This is a genomic window from Oceanospirillum maris DSM 6286, from assembly GCF_000422865.1.
In the GTDB taxonomy this organism is placed as follows: Bacteria; Pseudomonadota; Gammaproteobacteria; order Pseudomonadales; family Halomonadaceae; genus Oceanospirillum; species Oceanospirillum maris.
Window position 1 is genome coordinate 58,297 of record NZ_AUGW01000008.1, and the last position, 23,559, is coordinate 81,855.

Genomic DNA, 23,559 nt, shown 5'->3' on the forward strand with positions numbered 1-23,559 from the left:
CAGCTACAGAGGCAACGCAAGGATAAGGAATGACCACCCTAACGGCCCCCAAATTCCAGGAAGAATACAGCGCTAAACTGCCTGCTTTAGCTTTACTAACCAACCTTGGTTGGTCTTTTTTGCCACCGGATCAGGCGTTGGCGGCCCGTGGCGGTAAATTCGATCAGGTAGTTCTGCGGGAGATCCTTCAGGCAGAGCTGCAAAAGCGCCGTTTTACCTATGCCGGTCAGCAGTATCCTCTGTCGCAGAAATCCATCGATAACCTGATTGCTGAGATCTGCAGTCCGGCGCTGAATGAAGGCTTACTCAATGCTAACGAGAAGATCTACAACCACCTGCTGTACGGTATCTCGGTTACGGAATTTGTCGATGGCAAAAAGGTCAGTCCGACCATCGCTCTGATTGACTGGCAAAACATCACGAATAACAGCTTCACCTTTACCGAAGAGTTTACGGTCAGCCGCTCTGGTGGTGTGGGTTCTTCTCATCAGGATAAAAGACGCCCGGATATCGTTTGTTTTGTAAACGGTATTCCGCTGGTGGTGATTGAAGCCAAGCGCCCAGATGGCAGCTCTCATCATGGTGGCGGGCCAACGGTTGTTGAGGGCATCTCCCAGTGTCTGCGTAACCAGCGCCCGGATGAGATCCCCCATCTGTTTGCCTACAGTCAGCTGCTGCTGTCCATTAACGGTTATGACGGTCGTTATGGCACTTGTGCAACCCCGGATAAGTTCTGGGCGGCCTGGCGTGAAGAGGAGCTGACCGATACGGATAAGTTGGTGATTAAAAACACCAAGCTCACCTCCGCTCAGCTGGATAATCTGTTCAGCCACCGCAAACCGGCAGACCGTGATTGGTATGAAAGCCTGATCGCTGCCGGAGAGCTCTCAGTTTCCGGGCAGGATGAGCTGCTGATTAGTCTGTTAAGTCCTGAACGCTTGTTCGAGATGGTGCGCTACTTCACTCTTTTTGATAAGAAAAACGGCAAAATTGTTGCCCGCTATCAGCAGGTATTTGGCATTAAGGCACTGATCGAGCGTATCAAAATGCGCAAAACGACCGGTGGCCGCGAAGGTGGTGTGATCTGGCATACCACAGGCTCCGGTAAGTCGCTGACCATGGTGCTTTTAAGCAAAACCCTGATCCTGCATGATGATCTTAAACAGTGCCGAATAGTGGTGATTACCGACCGAGTGGATCTGGAAACGCAGCTAAGCGCTACTTTTGCCTCGGGCGGTGAACTGGCCAGTAAGAAAGATAAAAGCGCTGCCATGGCTACTTCCGGTCGTCGTCTGGCTGCGCAGATCGGCAAAGGCAATGAGCGTATTATCTTCTCTCTGATTCAGAAGTTTAATACCGCAACCAAGCTGCCGGAATGTAAAAATGACAGCTCAGATATTATCGTGCTGGTGGATGAAGGTCACCGCAGTCAAGACGGTGAAAACAATATCCAGATGCGTCAGGCGCTGCCCAATGCGGCCTTCGTCGCTTTCACCGGTACACCACTGCTGAAAGATGATAAAACCGAAAACAAGTTTGGCAAAATCATTCATGCCTACACTATGCAGCGGGCGGTTGAGGATAAAACCGTTACTCCTCTGCTGTATGAGGAGCGTATCCCTGATCTGGATGTTAACGAGCGGGCGATTGATGCAGGCTTTAATCGCATCACCACCGACCTGAGCGAAGAGCAGAAGGCGGATCTGAAACGAAAATACGCCAAAAAAGGCGAGCTTTATCAGGCTAATGACCGCATCCAGCTGATCGCCGGTGATATTGCAAGCCACTTTGCCGATAACCTGGATGATGACCTTAACGGCCAACTGGCCTGTGGTAGTAAAGCCTCTGCGGTTAAGTACAAAAAATATCTGGATGAGGCCTTGGTCCTGCTGCCAGCAAGCAGCCGTTTTGAATCCACCATTATTATGAGTCCGCCGGATACGCGGGAGGGTAATAGTTCCATTGATGAATCAGCGCTTCCGGAAGTCACCCGTTGGTGGAAAGAAAATGTCGGCTCGGAAGATGAAAAGGTTTATACCCGCCGTATGGTGCAGCGTTTCGCTGATGACAAAGATCCGCTGCGCATACTGATTGTGGTGGATAAGCTGCTCACTGGGTTCGATGAACCCAAAAATGCGGTGCTCTATATCGACAAACCATTAAAAAGCCACAACCTGATTCAGGCGATTGCCCGTGTGAACCGGCTGCACCCGAAAAAGGAGTTTGGCTATTTAATCGACTATCGGGGCATTCTGGCAGAACTGGATACCACCATCGGCAAGTATCAGGACCTGGCCTCTCGCACTCAGGGCGGCTATGACATCGATGATATTAAAGGTCTGTACGACCCGATGAGTACAGAATATAAACGCCTGCCTCAGCTGTACAAAACCCTGTGGGCCATTTTTGATGGCGTCAAAAACAAGCAGGATATCGAGCCGTTACGTCAGGTATTGGTGCCGAAAATAGAAGAGCGTGGCGGTGATGCCGCTGCGGGTATTCCCGGAGAACTGGTGGACACCCATCTGAAAAAACGGGAAGACTTCTACGAGGCGCTGACTAACTTTGCCAGCTGCCTGAAGGTCGCCTTGCAATCGACCACCTTTTTTGAAGATAAGAGCTTCAGCGATGAGGATCGTCGGCACTACAAAGAAACCGTCAAACAGATGTCTAGCCTGCGTCAGTTGGTGAAACAGGATACCGGCGAACAGGTGGATTACGACGCTTATGCAGCTCAGGTGAAAAAGCTGCTGGATAAGCATGTGGTTGGTGTTGATATCCGGGAGTCTGAAGGCGCTTACGAAGTTGGCAAAATGGGCCAGTCTCAGGAGCCGGAGAAATGGACTGAGGAAAAGACCCGCAACGAGACGGACATTATCAAAACCCGTGTCACCCGCATGATTGAGCAGGAGATGCAGGATGACCCTTATGCTCAGGAGGCTTTCTCAAAACTGCTGCGTCAGGCGATTGAAGAGGCAGAGAAGCTGTTTGACCATCCGTTAAAGCAGTACATGTTATTTCAGGAGTTTGCGGAACAGGCAGAGCAGCGGAAGCTGCCGGATATCCCGGATGTATTCCAGGATAATCGTCATGCTCAGGCTTATTTTGGCGTCTTTAAAAAGGTACTGCCGGAAGTTTTTGCTATTACCGATCAGCAGGTGCAGGACAAGTGGGTGGCTCTGGCGTTTGATATTGATGGTTATGTGTCGCAAGCCGTTGCAGAAAACTCCATTAATCCGGATAACATTGAGGCGGATATCCGTAAAAAGCTGCTGCCATTGATGTTTAAAGAAGCCAAAGCTATAGGTGCCGGAATGGATCAGGCAAAGAAACTGGTCGAAATGGTAGTACAGATCACCCGTGTTGGACTTAATCATGCTCGCTGATCTCATTTGTTGCGGCAATCAGAAATAGAATGAGTGTTCCTATCTACCCGGAAGGCCGGTGGCTGAGTTTTTACTATGGCGACGAATGTATCTCGTTTTTGCGAGAGAAACGCCCGAAAGCCACCGGTAAGGTTCAGATTAAAGTCCATCCAGATTGCCGGGTAGTTGTGGCGGCACCGGCGGCGGCAGAAGATGCTTCCGTGCTACAGGCCGTGAAAAAGCGTGCCCGCTGGATTTATGAGCAGCTGCGTGATTTTCGCCGGCAGTTGGAACATATCACCCCCCGTCGCTATATCAGCGGAGAGAGCCATTATTACCTGGGGAAGCAGTATCTACTCAAGGTCATAGAGACATCAGAACAGCCCCAGGGCGTAAAACTGCTGCGCGGCAAACTGGAAGTAACCGTTCGCCAGAAAAGCCCACAGAAGGTTCAGCAATTGCTGAATGATTGGTACAAGGCCCGAGCAAAAGAGCTCTTTGCTAAGCGCCTGAATGATCTTCTGGAACAGACCTTGTGGGTTAGCGGTAAACCGCCGCTTCGTATCCTGACAATGAAAACCCAGTGGGGCAGTTGTTCACCCAATGGCCGTATCACCCTGAATCTGCATTTGATTAAAGCCCCCCGTGAAGGCATCGATTACGTGATCCTGCATGAGCTCTGTCATATTGCGGAACATAACCACAGTGAGCGTTTTTATCGGTTGATGAAACAGGTGATGCCGCAGTGGGAAAAGACGAAAGAACGGCTGGATGGGATGGCGGGGAGGTATCTGCAAGAAGGTTATCAGAAGTCGTTTGGGCAGTAACGACAGAGCTTTGTTCCGTTTTTCTAACCGTTTGGTTTGTCTTTCTTATCTCGATTCGGGAAAACGATTTTTCACAATATAGTTAGTATTTTTATTTTATGTTGAAACCAACCAACAGAATTACGGGTTTGTATTCGTCAGACGCTTGTGTTCAGGCAAGGGCAAAAGTACCATTGGGCTTTCGCTTTTTGCGCGTTTTTTTCGGAGACAACAGATGATCAAGGGCAGTATTGTTGCATTGGTAACCCCAATGACTACCTCGGGCGATATCGATTGGGAAGCACTGCATCGTCTGGTTGAGTTCCATCTGGAAAACGGTACCGACGCTATTGTTGCGGCGGGAACCACCGGTGAGCCGACCACGATGTCATTTGACGAGCATTTTGATGTTATCCGAAAGGTTGTTGAGCAGGTTGATGGACGTATTCCGGTTATTGCAGGTACAGGCGCTAACAATACCGCTGAAGCGGTAGAGCTGAGCAAATTTGCTAAGAAAGTAGGGGCAGATTACTGCTTGTCGGTCACGCCTTACTACAATAAGCCGACTCAAGAAGGTTTGTTCCAACACTTTAAAGCGGTTGCTGAAGCCAGTGATCTGCCGGTTATTCTGTATAACGTGCCGGGACGAACCGCTGTTGATCTACACAATGAAACCGTGGTGCGCTTAAGCAAGCTGGATAACATTGTTGCTCTTAAAGATGCCACCGGTGATGTTGAGCGTGGTAAAGAGTTGATGGGTCGTTTAGAAGGTTCTGGCTTCTTGCTGTTCTCTGGCGATGATTTAACCGCAGCTGATTTTATCCTGCAAGGCGGTCACGGTAATATTTCGGTAACGGCGAACGTTGCTCCGCGCCAGATGTCTGAGCTTTGTGCGGCAGCACTAAGTGGTGATGCGTCTACGGCACATCAGATCAACACCCGACTGATGCCTTTGCACCGTGCTTTGTTTGTTGAGTCAAATCCTATTCCAGTGAAATGGGCTGTTCATGAGATGGGAATGATGGAAACGGGTATTCGTTTGCCATTAACGATTCTATCTGACCAGTACCATGCAACGGTTCGTGAAGCACTGCAACACGCCGGTATCATCGGATAACCCTTCAGGAAAAAACACCAATGTCCAAAAAGGACTTGATAAGACTAACAGCCGGCAGCGTTATGCTGACCGGCTTTCTGCTCACCGGCTGCAGTTCTTCCGGTTATTACTATGATCGTAAAACCGATTATGTCGATGCAAAAGAGTATCCTGCGATAACGTTACCTGCGACAGCTAATGCCTCTCAGTTTAGGCAGGCGATGCCGTTGCCAGATATTGGCGGACAAGAAAAGCTGGATGATGATTTTGTTGTGCCACGCCCAGATGCTTTACCGGTGGTTAATGAAGATTTACCGCCTTCAGCATTAAAAGAATACGCCGGTGCCGGTAATATTGAGCCTAGACTTTGGCTTGCAATCTCTAATGCGCCAGCAGTTGCTTGGCCTTTACTTCAGCAGCAGTTTGAACGGCTCAATTGGATTGTAAAAACAGCAGATCCTGCAACAGGTCGTTTGTCCTTTGTACCGGATACACAGCTTAGTGCCCAGCCGGTTTACGCCAAATTACGCCAAGGTTTACGCGGCGGTTCTAGTGACTTTGAACTCTTAAATCAAGATAAAACGGTGCGTACCGATAGCACGGCTAAAGCATTATTAAGTCAGATTAATACCGGTCTAGGTGATCTTGATTCAGGCTCTCAGAGTGTGTCTTTATTGGCTCAAAATATCAGCCGAGAGAAGACTATTGTGCTTCAATCTTCTGGTGGTCAGGACCCTGTTTTGAAGGTTGGTGCTGATATTGCCCGTACTTGGATTGGTTTAGAGTTGCTATTGACCGAGCAGTTTCAAGAGAGCGAACAGAAGTTGGTAAGTGCGGATGTTGTTAAGCGAGAGTTTACGATTATCTGGGTGCCGGAAGCTGATCGCAGCAACTTTTTTACTCGCTGGGCTACAAGCCCCGGCCCTGAGCACTCTTATCAATTGGTGCTGACAGGCTCTAGTCCTGTCGATATTCGGGTTCAGCAGAATGGGCAGGCGGTTAATCCTAAGAGTGCTCGCCAAGTGCTGGGCAGTATTCGTAAACTGTTGAACTAGATCCCGCCTCTTGCGATCTGTTCGTGCGTTAAATATGTGCCCCCAGAAGTATGGATGCTTTTGGGGCACCCCCTTCGGAATAATCATTCGTGACTGCAATACGCTTTGCCTCTCTTGGTAGTGGAAGCCGGGGTAATGCCACCCTGATTGAAAAAAGCAACACTCGTATTCTTATTGATTGCGGCTTTGGCGTGAAAGATACCAAGGCTCGTTTAGAGCGCTTGGGCCTAGCCCTGGAAGACCTTGATGGTATTCTTGTAACCCATGAGCATGGTGATCATATTGGTGGTGTTGGACGTGTGGCGCGGGCCTGTGGTGTGGCGGTTTATTGCAGTCATGGTACTCATCTGACTGGGCGCTTGGGTAAGGTTCCTGATCTACGCTTAATCAGTAGCCATAAACGCTTTGCCATTGGTGATCTTGAAATTGAGCCGGTACCTGTTCCCCATGACGCCAAAGAGCCAATTCAATATGTGGTAGGTGACGGCGCTATGCGTCTTGGCGTACTGACGGATCTTGGCAGTATTACATCCCATATTCGCCAATGCTATGCTCGCTGTGACGGCCTGATATTAGAGGCGAACCATGATCCGGTTATGCTGCAACAGGGTTCGTATCCTCTGAAACTGAAACGCCGGGTCGGCGGTGCCTATGGCCACTTAAGCAATGGGCAAGCGCAATCGCTGCTAAGGGAGCTCGTCCACGATAAACTGCAGCATGTGGTTGCGGCCCATATTAGTGATAAGAACAACACGGATCTGTTGGCTCAACAAAGCTTGGCTGAAGCGCTGGGTTGTTGTGCCGATGAGGTTCCCGTTATTGACCAAGACACAGGTTTGCACTGGATGAGCCTGCAAACTAGGTTCTAGATGAGCATGGAGTAAACGTTGGCAATGAGGGTTCTATTTTGCTGCACTGCCGCTTCACAGATTGTCACAAAAAAGTTATGACCTAAAGAAAATCCTAACCAACTGGTATATCAGTAGTTTTTGTCGATAGTGCTAGAATCCCTTTATTTATAAGGGCTTCAGAAAGACTGAAAGGCTATACCTCCTGCTAAAAGAGCCTATACTCAATAGGACTTCGTTACATAGCGAAGACATTTGATCATGAGCAGAGGGAGGGTTTGCCATGTTTCATTCGAAAGAGTTAGAGGTTCTAGATCTTTGGATTTCATCGATGGAAAATGTTGTTGACTGGGAGTCGGTTTGGCTCACAGAGGGTGGGGATACGGAGTGTTTCTATCCGATAGCATCAGATCCAGTGGTTCAGGAATGGGCTGTTCAGAAATAAGCTGTTCAGAAATAGACCTTAATGATTGCTCCGTTATTAGCCCAGCATAGACTGGGCTTTTTTGGGCAAAAAAAAGCGTTTATCCGAGCTGGGGGCAGCTCAAGATAAACGCCATTCAAAAGGCTAAAAAAGCCTCGAATAATAAGCTAAGTACTAACAACCAAGTCCTGCGTTGGACACTTTAGTTATTGCATTGCTTGTGCCAATAAATTTTATTTCTTTATAAATCAATAGGTTATGTTTTTATATTGTTATATCAAATATAAAACGATTCTTTAGGTTCTTTCTGATGCTTTAAAGCTGCCCTCTCTTGGTGCGCGTGGAATGCTGCATGTGCACTAATGGCTCGAATGTTTTAGGATACTTTTTAAAACCCCTTTCAAAACAGCTGTAATTTAGGCTGTCGGCGGCGTTGTATTAACTGAATACCAAGGACTAAAGCACATAACATTAATATGGGAGTACTACCAAGTTTGGTGAAGAGTGTATGCCCTAACATGGCGTGTACTTCACCACGGACGATGGCTTCTTCAAATTGAGGTGCGCTGACTTGGATACGACCTTTAGGGTCAATAATAGCGGTCACGCCGTTATTTGTGCCACGAAGCATATAACGCCCATTTTCTGCCGCTCGAACCTGAGCCATTTGTAGGTGCTGTAATGGCCCTACTGAGTGCCCAAACCAGCTGTCATTAGAGATCGTCACCATAAGGTCACTCTCTTTAGCTTGTTGGCGAACAAATTCAGGGTAGACCACTTCATAGCAGATAAAGGGAGCTATCTTTAAACCTTTGGCAATGAGAAGCGGTTGGTCTTCACTACCGGCAATAAAGTTAGACATCGGTAAGTTAAAGAAACTGATTGCGCCCCGTAAAAACGACTCTAGCGGAACGTATTCGCCAAAGGGTACTAATTTTTGCTTTTGGTATAAGCCTTCCCCTGCACCTTTTACCATGATGCTGTTATAAAATTGAGGTTGCTGGTCACTATCAGGATTAGCCTGTTGCGGTATCCCCGTTATTAGCGCCGTACCCTTTGGTAGGTCAGCCATAACGCTATCAAAGTAGCTGTCTGAGTAGCGATAGAGTAAAGGTACTGCGGTTTCAGGCCAGATCACAAGCCCGCTGCTTTGAATATCTAAAGACAGATTATGATAGAGCTGCAAAAAGCGTTGACGGTGTTTTGATTGCCATTTTTCATTCTGATCAACATTACCCTGAACCAAGGCAACATCGATAGGGCCATGGGTTGAAGGTAGTGTCCATTGAATACTATTGAGTAAATGACCACCGGCAAAGATAAAAACAAACCAAGCGATAAAGGTGCGTAGTTTTAACTTTTTTTGAATAAGCTGGAAGAGCAAGCTGCCAGTCATAACCAGTAAGAAACTGCCTAGATAGACACCGCCAACAGGTAGCCAAGCAGAGATTGGGGAGTCGACAAGACTATTACCGACATAGAGCCAAGGGAACCCTGTAAGCAACCAGCTACGTAACCACTCGAATAAGACCCATAGGGCTGGAAAGCTCCATACCGGCGAAACAGGGTAAAACATCCGTTGAAACAGGCCAATCTGCAAGGCAGGTAAAAGCGCGAGTCCCATGACAAACAAGGTTGTGAGTATTAACGCAAGAGGTATGCCGGTATAGCCGAAGTCATGAATACTGATATAGACCCAAGATGCCCCATTGCCAAAAAAACCCAAGCCAAAGAACCAGCCGACATAGGCGTTGGATTTAAATGAATGTGCGTCATCTGATGCTTTTCCGTTAAGGGTTCTTTTCTGATGGCCCCCACGTATCGCCAGTAGTAACAGGGTGATTGCAACAGGAGTAATAAGCCAATAGTTATAGGGGGCGAAAGAGAGAGGGAGCAACCAGCCAGCAAGTGTTGCTAGTAAGTAACGGTGCAGCCCGTGTTGTGTGGAAAGTTTTTGGATAGCGGATGATCGAAACTTATTATTTAATGCCATGCTTAATAAAGCCTATGAATTTTTCGTGCTAGCAGCCTATCAAAAGCCTATACGACTTAAAACATGTAGATTTTGGAAACCCTTATATTGTGAGCGAGGTCTATGATTTCGTATTATTCCACAAGGATAGCTTGAAAATATCGGCGGGGATCTTGGGAAAAGAAAGGTTTTGAATCGACCTGCGGGATCTGTCCATTAGGGTCGATTCAAAGAAGAGATTTAGTTGAATTTACGCAGAAGGTTTATTCACTTGCAGCAACCTGATGCGGCGATTGTCTGCGGTTAGTACTTTAAACTCTAAACCTTCAAGCATGGTGGTTTCATTTCGGTCTGGTAAGTGGCCAAAGCGCTGCATAACAATACCACCAATGGTATCGAATTCTTCATCGCTAAAATGTGTTCGGAAGTTTTCGTTAAAGTCTTCGATAGGGGTCAGTGCTTTAACAATAAACTGATGGTCATCGATAACACGGATATCCATATCATCTTCATCGGTATCATGCTCGTCTTCAATATCACCAACGATCTGCTCTAAAACATCCTCAATGGTGACAAGACCTGCAACACCGCCGTATTCATCCACCACGATAGCCATGTGGTTACGCTTAACTCTAAATTCACTGAGAAGGCTGTTAAGGCGTTTGGATTCAGGGATAAAGGTTGCTGGGCGTAGAATATCCCGAAGATTAAATGCCTCCGGCTGCCCTTTTAGTATCAGAGGAAGCAGATCTTTAGCCAATAAAATACCAATAACCTCATCCGAGTTTTCTCCAATGACGGGAAAACGGGAGTGGGCTGACTCGATAATTAATGGTAAAAAATCTGCTGGCTGCCAGTCATCCTTAACAGCAACCATCTGCGAACGAGGAATCATGATGTCTCTAACTTGCATCTCATTGATCTGCAAAGCACCTTCAATAATATTCATCGCCTCTGCGTCCAGCTGAAGGCGCTGTTCTGCATCGCGAATAAACTCAAGAAGCTCACGGCGAGTTTTAGGCTCGCCGGTTAGGGTTGTCATGATGTTTCTTAGCCAGGATCGTTGACCTTGGCTGTTGCTCGATCGGTCTTCGCTCATTTTAATGCGGTTCCTTTATGTCCCTGATTCTGGATATGAGTGGATGGCCTTAATCCAGATAGTAGGGGTCTTTTATGTTGAGGCTAGCCAGAAGTTCAATCTCTAGAGATTCCATCTCTTCGGCTTCCTCTTCCTCTATATGATCATAACCCAATAAATGCAAGCATCCATGGATAATCATGTGCGTCCAATGATCTTTCAATGTCTTATGTTGTTCTAGTGCTTCCCGTTCTACGACATCCGCACAAACAATAAGATCACCCAGCAAAGGTAATACAACCTCCGGTGGTGACTCAAAAGGAAAAGATAAGACATTCGTCGGCTTATCTTTTCCACGGTATTGGTGGTTCAGCTGTTGGCTTTCTTCTTGAGTGACAATGCGCACGGTTAGCTCGTGCCCCGTATCTTCATGGGCATCAAGCACCGTTTGTACCCATAGCGCCAGATCTGCCTCGGTGGGTAGATCACGGGTTGCCGGGCTGGTCGATAGAGAGCTGCCATCGCAAGTATTGACGGTATCGCAAGCAAGTTGCAGATCGATAATGGCTTCGGTCATCACTTAATCCGGCTTATTCGATAATTGTCTTGCCGCAAGAGCAGCTTCACGAGCAAGTTCGCGGGCTTTGCGATCCTCTTGCTCTTTAAGCTCTGCTTCTGCCTCGTGCTTATCGTAGGCTTCAACAATAAGCTGCACCATGGGGTGACGCACCACATCTTTTGAGTCAAAGCGCGTTACGCCAACGCCTTCTACGCCATCTAGTACGTCGAGTACATGGACAAGGCCAGACTTTTGTCCTTTGGGTAGATCAATCTGGGTGACATCGCCGGTAATAACGGCTGTGGAGCCAAAACCAATACGGGTTAGGAACATTTTCATCTGTTCCCGCGTTGTATTCTGGCTTTCATCCAGAATGATAAACGCGTTATTGAGGGTTCGCCCCCTCATATAAGCAAGCGGCGCTACTTCAATAATATTACGCTCGATCAACTTGGCGACCTGCTCAAAGCCCAGCATTTCATAGAGCGCATCGTATAGCGGGCGCAGATAAGGGTCGACCTTCTGTGATAAATCACCTGGTAGAAAGCCTAGCTTCTCACCGGCTTCTACTGCTGGGCGAACCAAAAGAATACGGCGCACTTCATCATTGGTTAACGCTTCCACTGCACAGGCAACCGCCAGATACGTTTTACCTGTACCAGCAGGGCCAACACCAAAATTAATATCATTGGTGAGTACGGTGCGAACATATTTCTGCTGGTTAGGGCCCCGTGGCTTAATCGTACCTTTAGGGGTGCGCAAGGTAATATATTCGTCTGCAGCGCCTACAGTGTCTTGTTTGCTTGTGCTAAGCAGTTCAGTAATCCCCGAACTTTGCAGGTGCAGATGAATCGCTTCAGGGGTGAGCTGGTTTTTAGCCGTATCTTGGTAAAGGGTCTCTATTAATGCAGCTGCCGCTTTGACATGATTGAGTTCACCGGCCAGTTGAAATTGGTTGCTACGATTGCGGATGATAATGCTCATCCGGTTTTCGATTAAGCGTAGATGTTCATCATGCAAGCCCGATAGATTCGCCAGACGTTGTGCGTCATTAGGTTCTAAGTTGAGCTTTAAAATATGAGTTTGACTGTTCAAAGTATGGCCTGCTTTAGCTGACATCTTATTTCACCCTTGAGCATCTCTGCCTCGGATTGTTCTGAGGCAGTGTCGTACAGGGGTGTGACAAAAAGCTTAAATCTTATTAACTCAGCGACATATTAACGGGTCGGCCGTTAACTGAGCGATATGTTAGTAACTGAGTTCATCAATGCGTTCCGCGCGTAATGAATTGGGATAAGCTTTTGTGATGGTGACATCAATAAAGCGTCCAATCAGATCCATAGGGTTTTCCGCAGGAAAGTTAACGACGCGGTTATTCTCGGTACGACCCTGCAATTCTCCGGGATCTCTTAATGAAAAGCCCGTGACCAGAATACGTTCGGTTTTACCCACCATGCGCCGAGAAATTTGCATTGAGTGCTGATTAATACGCTCTTGTAAAATATTGAGACGCTGACTTTTTACATCGTCAGGTATGCTATCAGGCATATCCGATGCTGGTGTTCCTGGGCGAGGGCTGTAAATAAAGCTGAAGGAGTGATCAAATCCGATCTCTGCAATCAGGTTCATGGTGTCTTCAAAATCTTGATCGGTTTCATTTGGGAAGCCGATAATAAAATCAGAAGAGAAACTAATATCTGGGCGATTGGCACGGATACGGTTCATCTTGTTGATATATTCTGCCCGAGTATGGCCTCGTTTCATGGCTGCCAGAATATTGTCTGAGCCACTTTGTACCGGTAAGTGCAGATGACTAACCAGCTCAGGAATATCTTTGTAAGCTTGAATCAGGCTATCGCTAAACTCAACGGGATGAGACGTTGTAAAGCGGATGCGCTCAATACCGTCAATGGCTGCGACAAAGCTAATCAGTTCCGCTAGATCAATTTCATCGCCTTCTTCATTGGTGCCGCGATAGGCATTCACGTTTTGGCCCAGTAGATTAACCTCACGCACGCCCTGTTCCGCTAGATGGACAACCTCTGCGATAACATCTTCAAACGGACGAGAGACTTCTTCACCACGGGTGTAAGGCACCACGCAGAATGTGCAGTATTTGCTGCAGCCTTCCATAATAGAGACAAAGGCAGAGGCACCTTCAACTTTGGGCGCAGGTAAACGGTCAAACTTCTCAATCTCAGGGAAGGTGACATCAACCACGGCTATTTTGTTTTTCTGTGAAGCATCGATCATTTCCGGCACACGGTGCAGGGTTTGTGGGCCAAATATAATATCAACATGCTTGGCACGCTTACGAATGTTATCCCCTTCTTGACTGGCAACACAGCCACCTACACCAATCACAAGCTTGGGATTTTTATCCTTTAATTTTTTCCAACGGCCCAGTTGGTGAAACACTTTATCTTGAGCTTTTTCTCGGATAGAACAGGTGTTTAGTAGGACAACATCGGCTTCCTGCTCATTGTCGGTTAATTCTAGGTCGTGACTCTCACCTAGAAGATCAGCCATACGCGAGGAGTCATACTCATTCATCTGACACCCATGGGTTTTGATGAATAATTTTTTAGCCATGAAAAACACCTGTTCTGAATTCTAAAAGAGAAAAGAGGGCGCATCGATCAAATTGATGCTGATGAAAAACGCACCATTATACGAGCCGATAAGTTCAGCGCATAGGCTTTGTAAAGAAAATCTCTGTAAGAGTGTTTTAGTAGAGAGTTTTAGCCGTAGCTCAGTGGGCTTCTGTGCTATGCTCTGCGGTTTATTGTTATTGTTTGATTAGGGTGTTTTATGGCTGATATCGGTAGTATCTATCGGGTTATTTTTCTAAATAAAAATGAAGTGTATGAAGTTTATGCCCGTCAGATTTTCCAAAGTGATCTTTTTGGTTTTATTGAGATCGAAGAGTTTGTTTTTGGCGAGCGGAGCCAAGTGTTGATCGACCCTAGTGAGGATAAACTGAAGCAAGAGTTTGCTGATGTGAAGCGAAGCTATGTGCCTTACAACTCGATTGTGCGTATTGATGAAGTTGAGCGTGAAGGCGTGCCTAAGGTCAGTGAGTGGGTTTCTGATAGTAACGTGGCGCACTTTCCTGGCCGACCGATTCCTAGTGCTCCGAATACCTAGTTCTCCGAATACATAATTGAGTAAGCCTGTTGAAAAACAGGCCTAAAGCCGCAATGATTTTTTAGCAGGCTTGGTTCACCATAACCGTCACTTATCTAAACAATGGATCTCTGTCATGGATAAAGCATTCTGGCATCAACGTTGGGAAGAAGGTCGAATTGGCTTTCATCAGGATGACGTACACCCTTCGCTACCGGCGTACTGGAACAATACGCCAGAGCGTCAGGCTCGTGTTGTTTTCGTTCCTTTATGCGGCAAATCAAATGATATGGTTTGGCTGGCAGAGCAGGGGTGGCAGGTTATTGGTGTAGAGCTGAGTGAAACCGCTGTTTTGGAGTTTTTCTCAGGACAGGGTTTAGTGCCTTCGCGTGCTGAAATAGCGGATCAATTGAGCTGCTATCAGGCTGGGCCTTACCAGCTGTATTGTGGTGATATCTTTCACCTGCACCGTCAGCATATGGTTGATGTGACGGCGGTTTATGATCGAGCCTCTTTAGTGGCCTTGCCCGATGCAAAGCGCCATCGCTATGCTTTCCACCTTGCGCAGATGTTATCTCCGGCGGTAGAAATGTTGCTGGTAAGTCTTGAGCACGGAAAACCCACTGGCCCACCTTTTTCTGTCAACAGTGATGAGGTTCAATGGTTGTTCGGTGCTAACTTTGAGATAGAAACGGTGACGCGATTGAAAGAAGATGATCGACAGGTGACTGATGTGGTCTATAGGATGCTGCGTAAAGGATTAAAAGCGATATCGGGGCGGCAGAGAAAAAGCGCTGGCTTGTAATCGCTCGTGGACTGGCTTGTAAATCGCAAAAAAGCCGTTGCATAACCGTTAGTGATAACAGTTGTGCAACGGCTTTTTTGTTAGAGTTAGAATTGGTTTATTAAGACTTATCCGTTAATTAACTTCCGCCATGGAGGTATTCGCAAGTTGAATCATATCCAGCAAGATACGGCCACTTTCAACCAGTTCAATATCTTTGTTCGGATCTTTTTCGCCTTGTTCCGCATCACTTAGGGATTCTAACGCTTCTAAGCCTTTTGCTTTACGGCGTTGGTTTTCTAAGGCTAGCTGTTTAGCTTCAATACGATCGGTCTCTTCTTGACGGGCTTTCTCGTTCAGGCTGACCTGCTTAACCGCGCGCATCTCTTCTAGAAGGCTTTGCTGAGAGGCTAAGAACATAAGATCTGGATCTTCTTTTGCTCGAGTCTGATGGCGTGCTTGTAGCTCTGGTAGCCATAGAGACATAGGGCTGTATTTTTTGTGTTGTACGGATTGCACTTTATCCCACGGTAGAGCAAATTCAAGGGCGCTTTCACCAATTTGATCGGTATCCACAAGGCTTGGGTATTCAATATCAGGATGTACGCCTGTGTGCTGAGTGCTTTCACCGGATATACGATAGAATTTAGCACGGGTTAGTTTTAGCTGACCATGATCAAGGGGGGCAACTGATTGAACCGTACCTTTACCAAAGGTTTGGCTGCCAATCACGATTCCACGCTGATAATCTTGAATAGCGCCGGCAAAAATCTCAGAAGCCGATGCACTTAAGCGGTTAACCAAGACAGCAATGGGGCCTGCGTAGGTTACGTTCTGATCAGGGTCGCCTAAAATATCAATACGGCCTTCTGCATTACGAACTTGAACCGTTGCGCCGCGCTCAATAAATAAACCAACAAGCGAGTTAGCTTCTTGTAATGCGCCGCCGCCATTGTTGCGAAGGTCGATAACCAGTCCATCAATATCTTCTGTTTTTAGTTCGTCGATTAAGCGAGCAACATCACGGGTGGTGCTTCGATAATCTTCTTTGCCTTGTCGCCAGGCATCAAAATCGACATAAAAAGCAGGAATATCAATCACACCAATTTTGCGTTCTGTGTCGTTTTCTTTAAGGGTGACAATGGATTTTTGAGCCGCCTGATCTTCAAGTTTTACGGTGTTTCGTACAATCGATACCCTCTTAGTTTGGCTGTTGTCGGTTGCGTTAGCGGGGATGATCTGTAGGCGTACCGTGCTGGCTTTAGGGCCGCGAATCAGATCAACAACTTCATCTAAACGCCAACCAACCACATCAATAATATCGCCTTCGTCTTGACCAACACCGATAATTTTATCCGCCGGTTTTAGCTCGCCTGCTTGAGACGCTGGGCCGCCGGGTACAAGGCTAACAACCTTAGTAAATTCGTCTTCCGTTTGCAGTAGCGCGCCGATACCTTCTAGGGATAGTTTCATGCGGATGTTAAAGGTTTCAGAGTTCCGCGGAGATTGGTATTGAGTGTGCGGGTCATAAAGCTGTGTATAGGCGTTCATATAAATCTGAAACACATCTTCACTACGGGTTTGAGCGATTCGTGTCAGTTGGTTTTCTAAACGACGTTTCAGCGTTTTTTTGGCTTCCGGTATTGTTTTCCCAGAAAGCTTTAGGCTCAACAGGCTGTTTTCTAAGCGCTTAGCCCACAACTGATCAAGATCTGCTTCACTCTCGGACCAAGCAAATTTTTCTCGGTCGATAATTAAAGCGTCGGAACGGTCAAAGGCATGATCGTCAGAGAAGGCATCCAGTTGCTTGATTTGACTCTCTAAGCGGGCTTGAATTTTTTCTTGATATAGGTTGTAGATTTCAAAAGCTGGCGCTAATTCGCCTTCTTTTAAGTAATCATCCAACTCTGTTTGATAGCGGTTGAAAGACTGAATCTCTTTCTGAGTGAAGTAGGCTTTATTGCTATCGAGTTGATCTAGAAAGTGTTGGTAGATTTGCTGTGACAGCGCGTCATCTAATTCGACTTTTCGATAGTGCCCGAAGCTTAGTCTTTCAACGATATCTAGGGCAGCTTGCTTTTGATCTTTAGTCGGCTCAAGTTGCTCAGCATATGCCGTGCTAAAAATAAGGCCGCTTACCAAGCAGGCGGTAAGTATACGGGTCAATATTTGACGGGTAACCGTGGCAATCATTCAACTCTCCGAGCTTGGATGTCTCTTTGGCGTAAAGGGAGCAACCACAGCAACTTATGAATAGGGCATTTATTTTATAGGGTTTTGACGAATAGTGTATCGAGCTAACTCTATGATGCTACAAAGGATATGGTTCCTGTTGCCTGATAATCAAGGCGCAAGAGTGGCAAAGGTGATGATGTTTACAGTTCTATGATAAAAATTCACAGTTCCACGATACAGGTTTACATTACCCAAGATATTTACATTATCCAAGATAGGGATCTATCATACCTGAGATAAACCGCTTCAGATATTTTAGGCTCAGGGAATAAAATTTCAGGAGCGGTGCTCTATATCGCTTATGCCACGCAATGCATCACATGCAATATAATACACCACGTCGTTGGTTTTAGTTCATTTTTGAGTAAAAAATCAGGTCGGCTGACCGTTCATCTCTTTAGGTATCACCATGATTCAAGACGATTTTAATCAGCAGCTTCTAACGTTTTTAGACTGTTCACCAACACCTTTTCACGCCACTAAAACGATGCTTGAGCTTTGTGTTGATCAAGGATATGAGGTGTTGCAAGAACGCGATAGCTGGTCGTTAAAGCCCGGTGGTCGCTATGTCGTGACTCGAAATCAATCGTCTATTATCGTGTTTACATTGCCCGAGAAGGCTAATCCTGTTGAGACAGGTTTTCGCATGGCTGGCGCTCATACGGATAGCCCTTGCCTTAAGGTAAAAGCGAAGCCCGACCTTAAGGGTAATGGTTTTATGCGGCTCGGTATTGAGGTCTACGGTGGTGCAATTCTAAGCACATGGTTTGATCGAGATCTGTCTATTGCCGGTCGCGTTTCCTATCGGGACGTAGCGGGTAGTATTAAGCACGCGCTGGTTGATTTTAAACGGGCCATCGGCACAGTGCCTAATCTTGCGATTCATCTTAATCGTGAGGTTAATAATGGCGTGGCAATTAATGCCCAGACCCAGCTACCGATTATTTTATTGCAGCAACCTGAAGACGATAAACAAGATTTTAATGCACTGCTGCTTCAGCAAATGTCTGAGCAAGGTGTTACCGATGTGGCAGAAATTTTAGAGCATGAATGCCTCGCCTATGATACTCAGGCAGCAGCGGTGATCGGATTTAACGGAGACTTTATTGCTTCCGCTCGTTTGGATAATCTTTTGAGCTGTTTTATTGGGCTGCGAGCTTTACTTGATGCGCCGCAAACCATACCGAAGCTGTTGGTCTGTAATGATCATGAAGAGGTTGGTAGCTTAAGTGCTTCTGGTGCTCAAGGGCCGTTTTTGCAGTCAGTTTTAAAGCGCATTGCTGGCGGTGAAGAAGCCTATCAACAGATGATGGCTGCATCGATGATGATTTCCTGCGATAACGCCCACGGTATTCATCCAAACTACGCCAGCTACCATGATAACAATCATGCACCGTTGTTAAATGCTGGGCCGGTGATTAAGCTAAATGCAAATCAACGTTATGCGTCTAATAGCGAAAGTTCGGCTTGGTTTAAACTGGCGTGCCAGCAAGCGGATGTTGAAGTGCAAAGCTTTATCATGCGCAGCGATCTAGCCTGCGGTAGTACCATTGGCCCTATCACATCGGCAGAACTCGGCGTGAGAACCGTTGATGTTGGCGTGCCACAATTTGCAATGCACTCTGTTCGAGAGCTGGCAGGCAGTCGAGACGCTCATCATCTTTATCAGGTGCTTAAGTGCTTTAATGCACTACCTGATATTGATTAATATTCGATCAGAAGTGTTGAGCAAACCATAAGATGACTAAATACGACCCGAACTTTGTTTCGGGTTTTATTTTTGTAGGACAAAATAGAGATCTAAATGCAGGTTGTTGATAATGGTAGATAGCTAATAATTCTAGATAGCTAATAATTCTAGATAAGAGAACAGCGTAAGAAAGATGTGAGACAGAAGAGAAGCGCTTGAGGAATTTTAGGCATAAAAAAACCGGCTTATAGCCGGATTGGAAAGTTGGCTCCCCGAGCAGGACTCGAACCTGCGACCAATAGATTAACAGTCTACTGCTCTACCAACTGAGCTATCAGGGAACGGTGCTCAACTTTCGAGATCGTATTATAGAGATCAAAATATTTTGGTCAACCCCTTTTACGAAAAAAAGACTATTTTTTAATGAGTTAGATTAAAAATGCCTTACTCAGTCTTTTGCTATTTTGATGTATGGGTGAAAACGCCGTCCCAGTCTTTACCCGGTGAGTGCTCTCTGTATAGGTTGATCCGGTCTAGATAAATATCATAGATCATGCGTTTTTCCTCAGAGAGTAACTCTGTGAGTAGCCTTTCCGCATACCCCCAGTCCTGATTCCTGAAGTGCTTTAAGGCTAAATGATAGCGATCCAAAGAGTGAATCGTGGCATCACTAATAGTGCCTTTAAGTGCAATCGGCTCGAAAATAGCGACAGGCTCATGCTTACCTTTAACTTTAACCAGATCAAGTTCTCGGTAAAGGTAGTCATCCGCTGCAAGCGCTGTTGATTCGCTAACCATAAGATCTACGCCATATTGCTTTGTTAAACCTTCCAAGCGAGAGCCTAAGTTGACCGCGTCACCAAGAACGGTATAAGCCATGCGGAATTCTGATCCCATGTTGCCGACGTTCATTGAGCCGGTGTTTAAGCCTACGCCTACTTTGAGTTCTGGCCAGCCTCGTTTTTTAAATTCTGGGCCTAGCTCTTTCATAATTTCGATCATTCTAAGACCGGCTTCCACACCATGTTTGGCATGTAGCGGGTCTCTTAGGGGCGCGCCCCAGAACGCCATGATGGCATCCCCCATGTATTTATCGATGGTGCCCCTATATTCATGAATCACACCGGTCATAGGTGTTAGAAAGGCGTTCATTAGCCGAGTAAGCTCTTCTGGGTTTAAGCCCTCAGGTATGGTGGTAAAGCCTCGTACATCAGAGAATAAGACCGTCATTTCGCGGCTTTCACCTTCTAGAGAAATACTGCCTGGGTTTTCATTCATCTCATCGACCAGTTCTGGCGGAATATATTGGCCAAATAGCCGCGTCAGATGGCGTTTACCCCGAGACTCAATCAAATAACCATAGGCAAGCTGGTAGGCAATGATCAGCGCACTTAAAAGTATTGGCGTTGCTAGAGGGAAGACCCATTTATGCTCAACCCAGAGAAAGAGGTTGCCGTACCAGATACTAATAAAGATTAAAGATGATCCGATCAAAATAGGCAGTGGATTCATTCGGGGTAGTGCAAGGGTTAACAGTAAGCCTAAAAGTATTAGGACTATAATTTCTCCACCAACGGTGTAAGTGGGTTGTTCTTTGAAGGATTGATGCAGAATACCAGCGATAAGATTCGCGTGTACTTCAACCCCTGGGTAAACACTTTGGATAGGCGTTGTTCGAAGATCAAGCAAGCCGGGTGCGCTGGCCCCGATGAGCACGATGGCACCTTCTAGCTTTTCTTTTGGAACGGTTTTGCGAAAGACATCGATGACTGAAATATATTCAAAAGTACCGCGCCCACCATAATAAGGCACTAAAACGCCGGATTGATTATCAACCGGTATTCTAAAGCCGCCAACATTTAAGGCTTCTAGAATAGGATTGGATTCGTCGCCACTCATAATAAAGTCGACAGGGGGCATGCCCAAAACACTTCTTACCACCGCAAGAGAAAGGGACTGATAATATTCTCCGTTGTACTCTTGGATCATAGGTACGCGCCGGAACACACCATCCTGGTCGATAAGCGGGTTATCAAAAAAACCAGCAGACAGTGCATTGTCCTGTAGAACAGGCTGATTGCCGGAGAAACGAGCAGCCTTGGGAATAGGAAGTAGTGAGGGGGGTAAAGGACTGTTAATAACCAAGGGCTTGGGTAGCTGTCCGACAGATGGGGTTTTTTCTTCTGGTTCTCTATCAAGATAAAAGCCAAGTACCGCTGGGGTTTGGGCCAGTAATTCACCTAATTGACGATCGCCGTTTACCTCGGCAATAAGTGGTGTAATCGTCTCGGCTAACTCAGGTCTTCTATCGACTATGTTTTGCAGTGCCTCGGATGCGCCTCGCCGATCTGGTTCTGCAAAGACAATATCAAAGCCTAATGCGCTAACGCCATATTCTGCAAAGAGAAGGTATAGCAGATCTGCCACGTACTCCCTTGGCCAAGGGTATTGGCCAATCTCCCGTAGGCTGTCCTCGTCAATATCAATGATGAGAATTTGCGGGTCGCCTTCGTTGGTTACAGTAAGATTGACTCGAAAATCATAGGCGATCTGCTCAAGACGATCGAATAAGCTGATATTCCAGTATCCAATTGAGTGGAGCAAAAATATCATAAGGATAATCAGGCTGCCTAAGGGGCGCACCAAAGGGAGGATGAATTTCTTGATCGAGTCCATGGCATACCGGATTTTTAATAAGATGAGTATTTTTCCCTAAAAGCATGTTGCCGCTTTTCAGGGCATATTTTTGTTTTTTTAAAGCATATCGCCTTCTTTCAAAAGAATACTATAGAAAGCTACGATAAAGTGTGAAGAAGTCCTATTTTTGGATCTATTTTCGACGTAGGTATCCGTTTATATCACTTTTGATAATGTATTAATAAGGTGCTGATAAGAGATTGGTAGAGCTCTGGGTGGGTAGGCTGGCTGGCCGCTTGGATAGATAGTCTTGGGTAGATAGCCTGGATAGATAGCCTGGATAGATGGGGTGCAAAATATTAAGCAAAAAAAAACCGCCTCATAAGAAGCGGTTTTTTAAAATATGGTGGCTACGGCGGGACTTGAACCTGCGACCCCAGCATTATGAATGCTGTGCTCTAACCAACTGAGCTACGTAGCCAGACTTGTTTCCAAGTGGGGCGAATTATCTTTTTTTCTTACTTTTTTGTCAAGCAGTTTTTTTATAAAGTTAAATAAAAACAACAAGATATCAATTGTTAAGCAAATAAAAAGCCGCTTTCTAAGAAGCGGCTTTTTAAAATATGGTGGCTACGGCGGGACTTGAACCTGCGACCCCAGCATTATGAATGCTGTGCTCTAACCAACTGAGCTACGTAGCCAATTTCGGGAGCAGATTATACTGTAATCTGCTCCCGCTGCAAGCCTTTATTGACCAAAGGCTTAAAGATATTTAAACATTAAAGCGGAAGTGAACAACGTCGCCATCTTGCAGGATATAGTCTTTGCCTTCTAAGCGCCATTTACCGGCTTCTTTTGCACCTTGTTCGCCTTTGAATGCGATAAAGTTTTCATAACTGATCACTTCAGCGCGAATAAAGCCCCGTTGGAAGTCGGTATGGATAACGCCAGCACCTTCTGGCGCTGTGGCACCGATTTTAACGGTCCAAGCACGAACTTCTTTAACACCGGCAGTAAAGTAGGTTTGTAGGCCTAGCAAGCCGTAGCCTGCACGAATAACACGGTCTAGGCCTGCTTCTTCCATACCAAGATCGGCTAGGAACATATCGCGTTCTTCGTCGTCCAGTTCGGCTATTTCAGATTCAAGCTTGTTGCAAACAGGTACAACAATAGCGCCTTCTTCTTCTGCAATGCCTTTGACAATATCAAGGTAAGGGTTGTCTTCAAAGCCATCTTCATCCACGTTGGCGATGTACATGGTAGGCTTGGTTGTTAATAAGTTGTATGAGCGTAGTAGGTTTGCCTCATCATCATTCAAACCAAAGCTACGCAGGGGCTTACCTTCTGCAAGGTGCGGTTGAATTTTCTCCAATACCGCTTTTTGCATTTGGGCTTCTTTGTCGCCGCCTTTGGCGATCTTGGTCAGGCGATGAATAGCCTTATCAACCGAATCCATATCCGCCAGTGCCAGCTCCATATTGATAATTTCAATATCTTGAGCGGGATCAATACGGTTGGCAACGTGGATAACATTGTCGTTATCAAAGCAGCGAACCACATGAGCGATAGCGTCTGTTTCGCGGATATTAGCTAGGAATTTGTTACCTAGACCTTCGCCTTTTGACGCGCCTTCAACCAAGCCTGCGATGTCAACAAACTCCATCGTGGTTGGTAGCACTCGTTCTGGATTAACAATCTCAGACAAAGCATCCAAACGAGGATCGGGCATAGGCACGATGCCAGTATTGGGCTCGATGGTGCAGAATGGAAAGTTCTCGGCATCAATGCCGGATTTGGTCAAAGCATTAAACAGCGTCGATTTACCTACGTTTGGCAGGCCGACAATACCGCAGTTGAAACCCATGATGATGATCCTGATATGCG

17 protein-coding genes and 3 tRNA genes are annotated in these 23,559 nt (G+C 46.4%); 9 read left to right on the forward strand and 11 right to left on the reverse strand.

The window, feature by feature from the left end; genetic code table 11:
- Positions 1 to 29 precede the first annotated feature (29 nt).
- From G517_RS0103160 to G517_RS20685, 6 genes are all read left to right on the forward strand, one after another.
- Complete coding sequence (locus G517_RS0103160; RefSeq protein WP_028303197.1) at positions 30 to 3,386, forward strand: type I restriction endonuclease subunit R; 3,357 nt, start codon at positions 30 to 32, stop codon at positions 3,384 to 3,386.
- 29 nt (positions 3,387 to 3,415) lie between these two features.
- Complete coding sequence (locus G517_RS17575; protein ID WP_036590245.1) at positions 3,416 to 4,192, forward strand: M48 family metallopeptidase; 777 nt, start codon at positions 3,416 to 3,418, stop codon at positions 4,190 to 4,192.
- A 214-nt stretch (positions 4,193 to 4,406) separates the two neighbouring features.
- On the forward strand, positions 4,407 to 5,288 hold the full coding sequence (gene dapA, locus G517_RS0103170; protein ID WP_028303198.1) for a 4-hydroxy-tetrahydrodipicolinate synthase: 882 nt from the start codon (positions 4,407 to 4,409) through the stop codon (positions 5,286 to 5,288).
- Between the two features lie 20 nt (positions 5,289 to 5,308).
- Positions 5,309 to 6,322 carry a hypothetical protein gene (locus G517_RS0103175; protein WP_028303199.1) on the forward strand — a complete coding sequence of 338 codons (1,014 nt, stop codon included), beginning with the start codon at positions 5,309 to 5,311 and terminating at the stop codon, positions 6,320 to 6,322.
- Between the two features lie 89 nt (positions 6,323 to 6,411).
- Entirely contained in the window at positions 6,412 to 7,191 is a 780-nt protein-coding gene (locus G517_RS0103180; RefSeq protein WP_211224229.1) for an MBL fold metallo-hydrolase, read from the forward strand.
- A gap of 262 nt (positions 7,192 to 7,453) precedes the next feature.
- Complete coding sequence (locus tag G517_RS20685) at positions 7,454 to 7,615, forward strand: hypothetical protein (RefSeq protein WP_157833138.1); 162 nt, start codon at positions 7,454 to 7,456, stop codon at positions 7,613 to 7,615.
- Between the two features lie 379 nt (positions 7,616 to 7,994).
- Here G517_RS20685 and lnt read toward each other — a convergent pair whose 3' ends face one another.
- From lnt to miaB, 5 genes are all read right to left on the reverse strand, one after another.
- The gene (gene lnt, locus G517_RS0103190) at positions 7,995 to 9,587 is read right to left on the reverse strand and encodes an apolipoprotein N-acyltransferase (RefSeq protein ID WP_051205963.1); all 1,593 of its coding nucleotides are present in this window, start codon (positions 9,585 to 9,587) and stop codon (positions 7,995 to 7,997) included.
- Positions 9,588 to 9,816: 229 nt separating this feature from the next.
- Positions 9,817 to 10,665, reverse strand: coding sequence for a CorC family transporter (locus tag G517_RS0103195; RefSeq protein WP_028303202.1), 849 nt, complete (start codon positions 10,663 to 10,665; stop codon positions 9,817 to 9,819).
- Positions 10,666 to 10,714: 49 nt separating this feature from the next.
- Complete coding sequence (ybeY, locus tag G517_RS0103200) at positions 10,715 to 11,221, reverse strand: rRNA maturation RNase YbeY (RefSeq protein ID WP_028303203.1); 507 nt, start codon at positions 11,219 to 11,221, stop codon at positions 10,715 to 10,717.
- 3 nt (positions 11,222 to 11,224) lie between these two features.
- Positions 11,225 to 12,322, reverse strand: coding sequence for a PhoH family protein (locus G517_RS0103205; RefSeq protein ID WP_051205965.1), 1,098 nt, complete (start codon positions 12,320 to 12,322; stop codon positions 11,225 to 11,227).
- Between the two features lie 129 nt (positions 12,323 to 12,451).
- Entirely contained in the window at positions 12,452 to 13,795 is a 1,344-nt protein-coding gene (gene miaB / locus G517_RS0103210; protein WP_028303205.1) for a tRNA (N6-isopentenyl adenosine(37)-C2)-methylthiotransferase MiaB, read from the reverse strand.
- A 219-nt stretch (positions 13,796 to 14,014) separates the two neighbouring features.
- Here miaB and G517_RS0103215 point away from each other — a divergent pair, with 219 nt between their 5' ends.
- Both G517_RS0103215 and tmpT read left to right on the forward strand, forming a co-directional pair.
- Positions 14,015 to 14,350: a DUF1820 family protein gene (locus G517_RS0103215; protein ID WP_028303206.1), complete on the forward strand. Its 336-nt coding sequence runs from the start codon at positions 14,015 to 14,017 to the stop codon at positions 14,348 to 14,350.
- A 115-nt stretch (positions 14,351 to 14,465) separates the two neighbouring features.
- The gene (gene tmpT, locus G517_RS17580) at positions 14,466 to 15,134 is read left to right on the forward strand and encodes a thiopurine S-methyltransferase (protein ID WP_036590250.1); all 669 of its coding nucleotides are present in this window, start codon (positions 14,466 to 14,468) and stop codon (positions 15,132 to 15,134) included.
- Positions 15,135 to 15,248: 114 nt separating this feature from the next.
- On the opposite strand, the gene G517_RS0103225 is transcribed toward tmpT, so the two are convergent.
- Complete coding sequence (locus G517_RS0103225) at positions 15,249 to 17,306, reverse strand: carboxy terminal-processing peptidase (RefSeq protein ID WP_028303207.1); 2,058 nt, start codon at positions 17,304 to 17,306, stop codon at positions 15,249 to 15,251.
- Between the two features lie 451 nt (positions 17,307 to 17,757).
- Between G517_RS0103225 and G517_RS0103230 the strand changes: the two genes are divergently transcribed.
- Positions 17,758 to 19,056 (forward strand): M18 family aminopeptidase, encoded by a 1,299-nt coding sequence (locus tag G517_RS0103230; RefSeq protein ID WP_211224230.1) that lies wholly within the window; start codon positions 17,758 to 17,760, stop codon positions 19,054 to 19,056.
- Positions 19,057 to 19,303: 247 nt separating this feature from the next.
- On the opposite strand, the gene G517_RS0103235 is transcribed toward G517_RS0103230, so the two are convergent.
- The 5 genes from G517_RS0103235 to ychF form a co-directional block, all read right to left on the reverse strand.
- Positions 19,304 to 19,379: transfer RNA gene (locus tag G517_RS0103235), tRNA-Asn, on the reverse strand.
- A gap of 118 nt (positions 19,380 to 19,497) precedes the next feature.
- A complete protein-coding gene (locus tag G517_RS0103240; protein WP_211224231.1) occupies positions 19,498 to 21,651 on the reverse strand; it encodes a CHASE2 domain-containing protein in 2,154 nt (717 codons plus the stop codon).
- Between the two features lie 428 nt (positions 21,652 to 22,079).
- Positions 22,080 to 22,156, reverse strand: a tRNA-Met gene (locus tag G517_RS0103245).
- 143 nt (positions 22,157 to 22,299) lie between these two features.
- Positions 22,300 to 22,376, reverse strand: a tRNA-Met gene (locus G517_RS0103250).
- A gap of 71 nt (positions 22,377 to 22,447) precedes the next feature.
- Entirely contained in the window at positions 22,448 to 23,539 is a 1,092-nt protein-coding gene (gene ychF, locus G517_RS0103255; protein ID WP_028303210.1) for a redox-regulated ATPase YchF, read from the reverse strand.
- Positions 23,540 to 23,559 lie beyond the last annotated feature (20 nt).

Bases quoted from the DNA above. Each gene is read 5' to 3' on its own strand.
- miaB (WP_028303205.1), bottom strand. From the start codon at position 13,795: ATGGCTAAAAAATTATTCATCAAAACCCATGGGTGTCAGATGAATGAG.
- lnt (WP_051205963.1), bottom strand. From the start codon at position 9,587: ATGGCATTAAATAATAAGTTTCGATCATCCGCTATCCAAAAACTTTCC.
- G517_RS0103160 (WP_028303197.1), top strand. From the start codon at position 30: ATGACCACCCTAACGGCCCCCAAATTCCAGGAAGAATACAGCGCTAAA.
- G517_RS20685 (WP_157833138.1), top strand. From the start codon at position 7,454: ATGTTTCATTCGAAAGAGTTAGAGGTTCTAGATCTTTGGATTTCATCG.
- G517_RS0103225 (WP_028303207.1), bottom strand. From the start codon at position 17,306: ATGATTGCCACGGTTACCCGTCAAATATTGACCCGTATACTTACCGCC.
- G517_RS0103175 (WP_028303199.1), top strand. From the start codon at position 5,309: ATGTCCAAAAAGGACTTGATAAGACTAACAGCCGGCAGCGTTATGCTG.
- tmpT (WP_036590250.1), top strand. From the start codon at position 14,466: ATGGATAAAGCATTCTGGCATCAACGTTGGGAAGAAGGTCGAATTGGC.
- dapA (WP_028303198.1), top strand. From the start codon at position 4,407: ATGATCAAGGGCAGTATTGTTGCATTGGTAACCCCAATGACTACCTCG.
- G517_RS17575 (WP_036590245.1), top strand. From the start codon at position 3,416: ATGAGTGTTCCTATCTACCCGGAAGGCCGGTGGCTGAGTTTTTACTAT.
- G517_RS0103195 (WP_028303202.1), bottom strand. From the start codon at position 10,665: ATGAGCGAAGACCGATCGAGCAACAGCCAAGGTCAACGATCCTGGCTA.
- G517_RS0103215 (WP_028303206.1), top strand. From the start codon at position 14,015: ATGGCTGATATCGGTAGTATCTATCGGGTTATTTTTCTAAATAAAAAT.
- G517_RS0103240 (WP_211224231.1), bottom strand. From the start codon at position 21,651: ATGATATTTTTGCTCCACTCAATTGGATACTGGAATATCAGCTTATTC.
- G517_RS0103205 (WP_051205965.1), bottom strand. From the start codon at position 12,322: ATGTCAGCTAAAGCAGGCCATACTTTGAACAGTCAAACTCATATTTTA.
- G517_RS0103230 (WP_211224230.1), top strand. From the start codon at position 17,758: ATGATTCAAGACGATTTTAATCAGCAGCTTCTAACGTTTTTAGACTGT.
- ychF (WP_028303210.1), bottom strand. From the start codon at position 23,539: ATGGGTTTCAACTGCGGTATTGTCGGCCTGCCAAACGTAGGTAAATCG.
- ybeY (WP_028303203.1), bottom strand. From the start codon at position 11,221: ATGACCGAAGCCATTATCGATCTGCAACTTGCTTGCGATACCGTCAAT.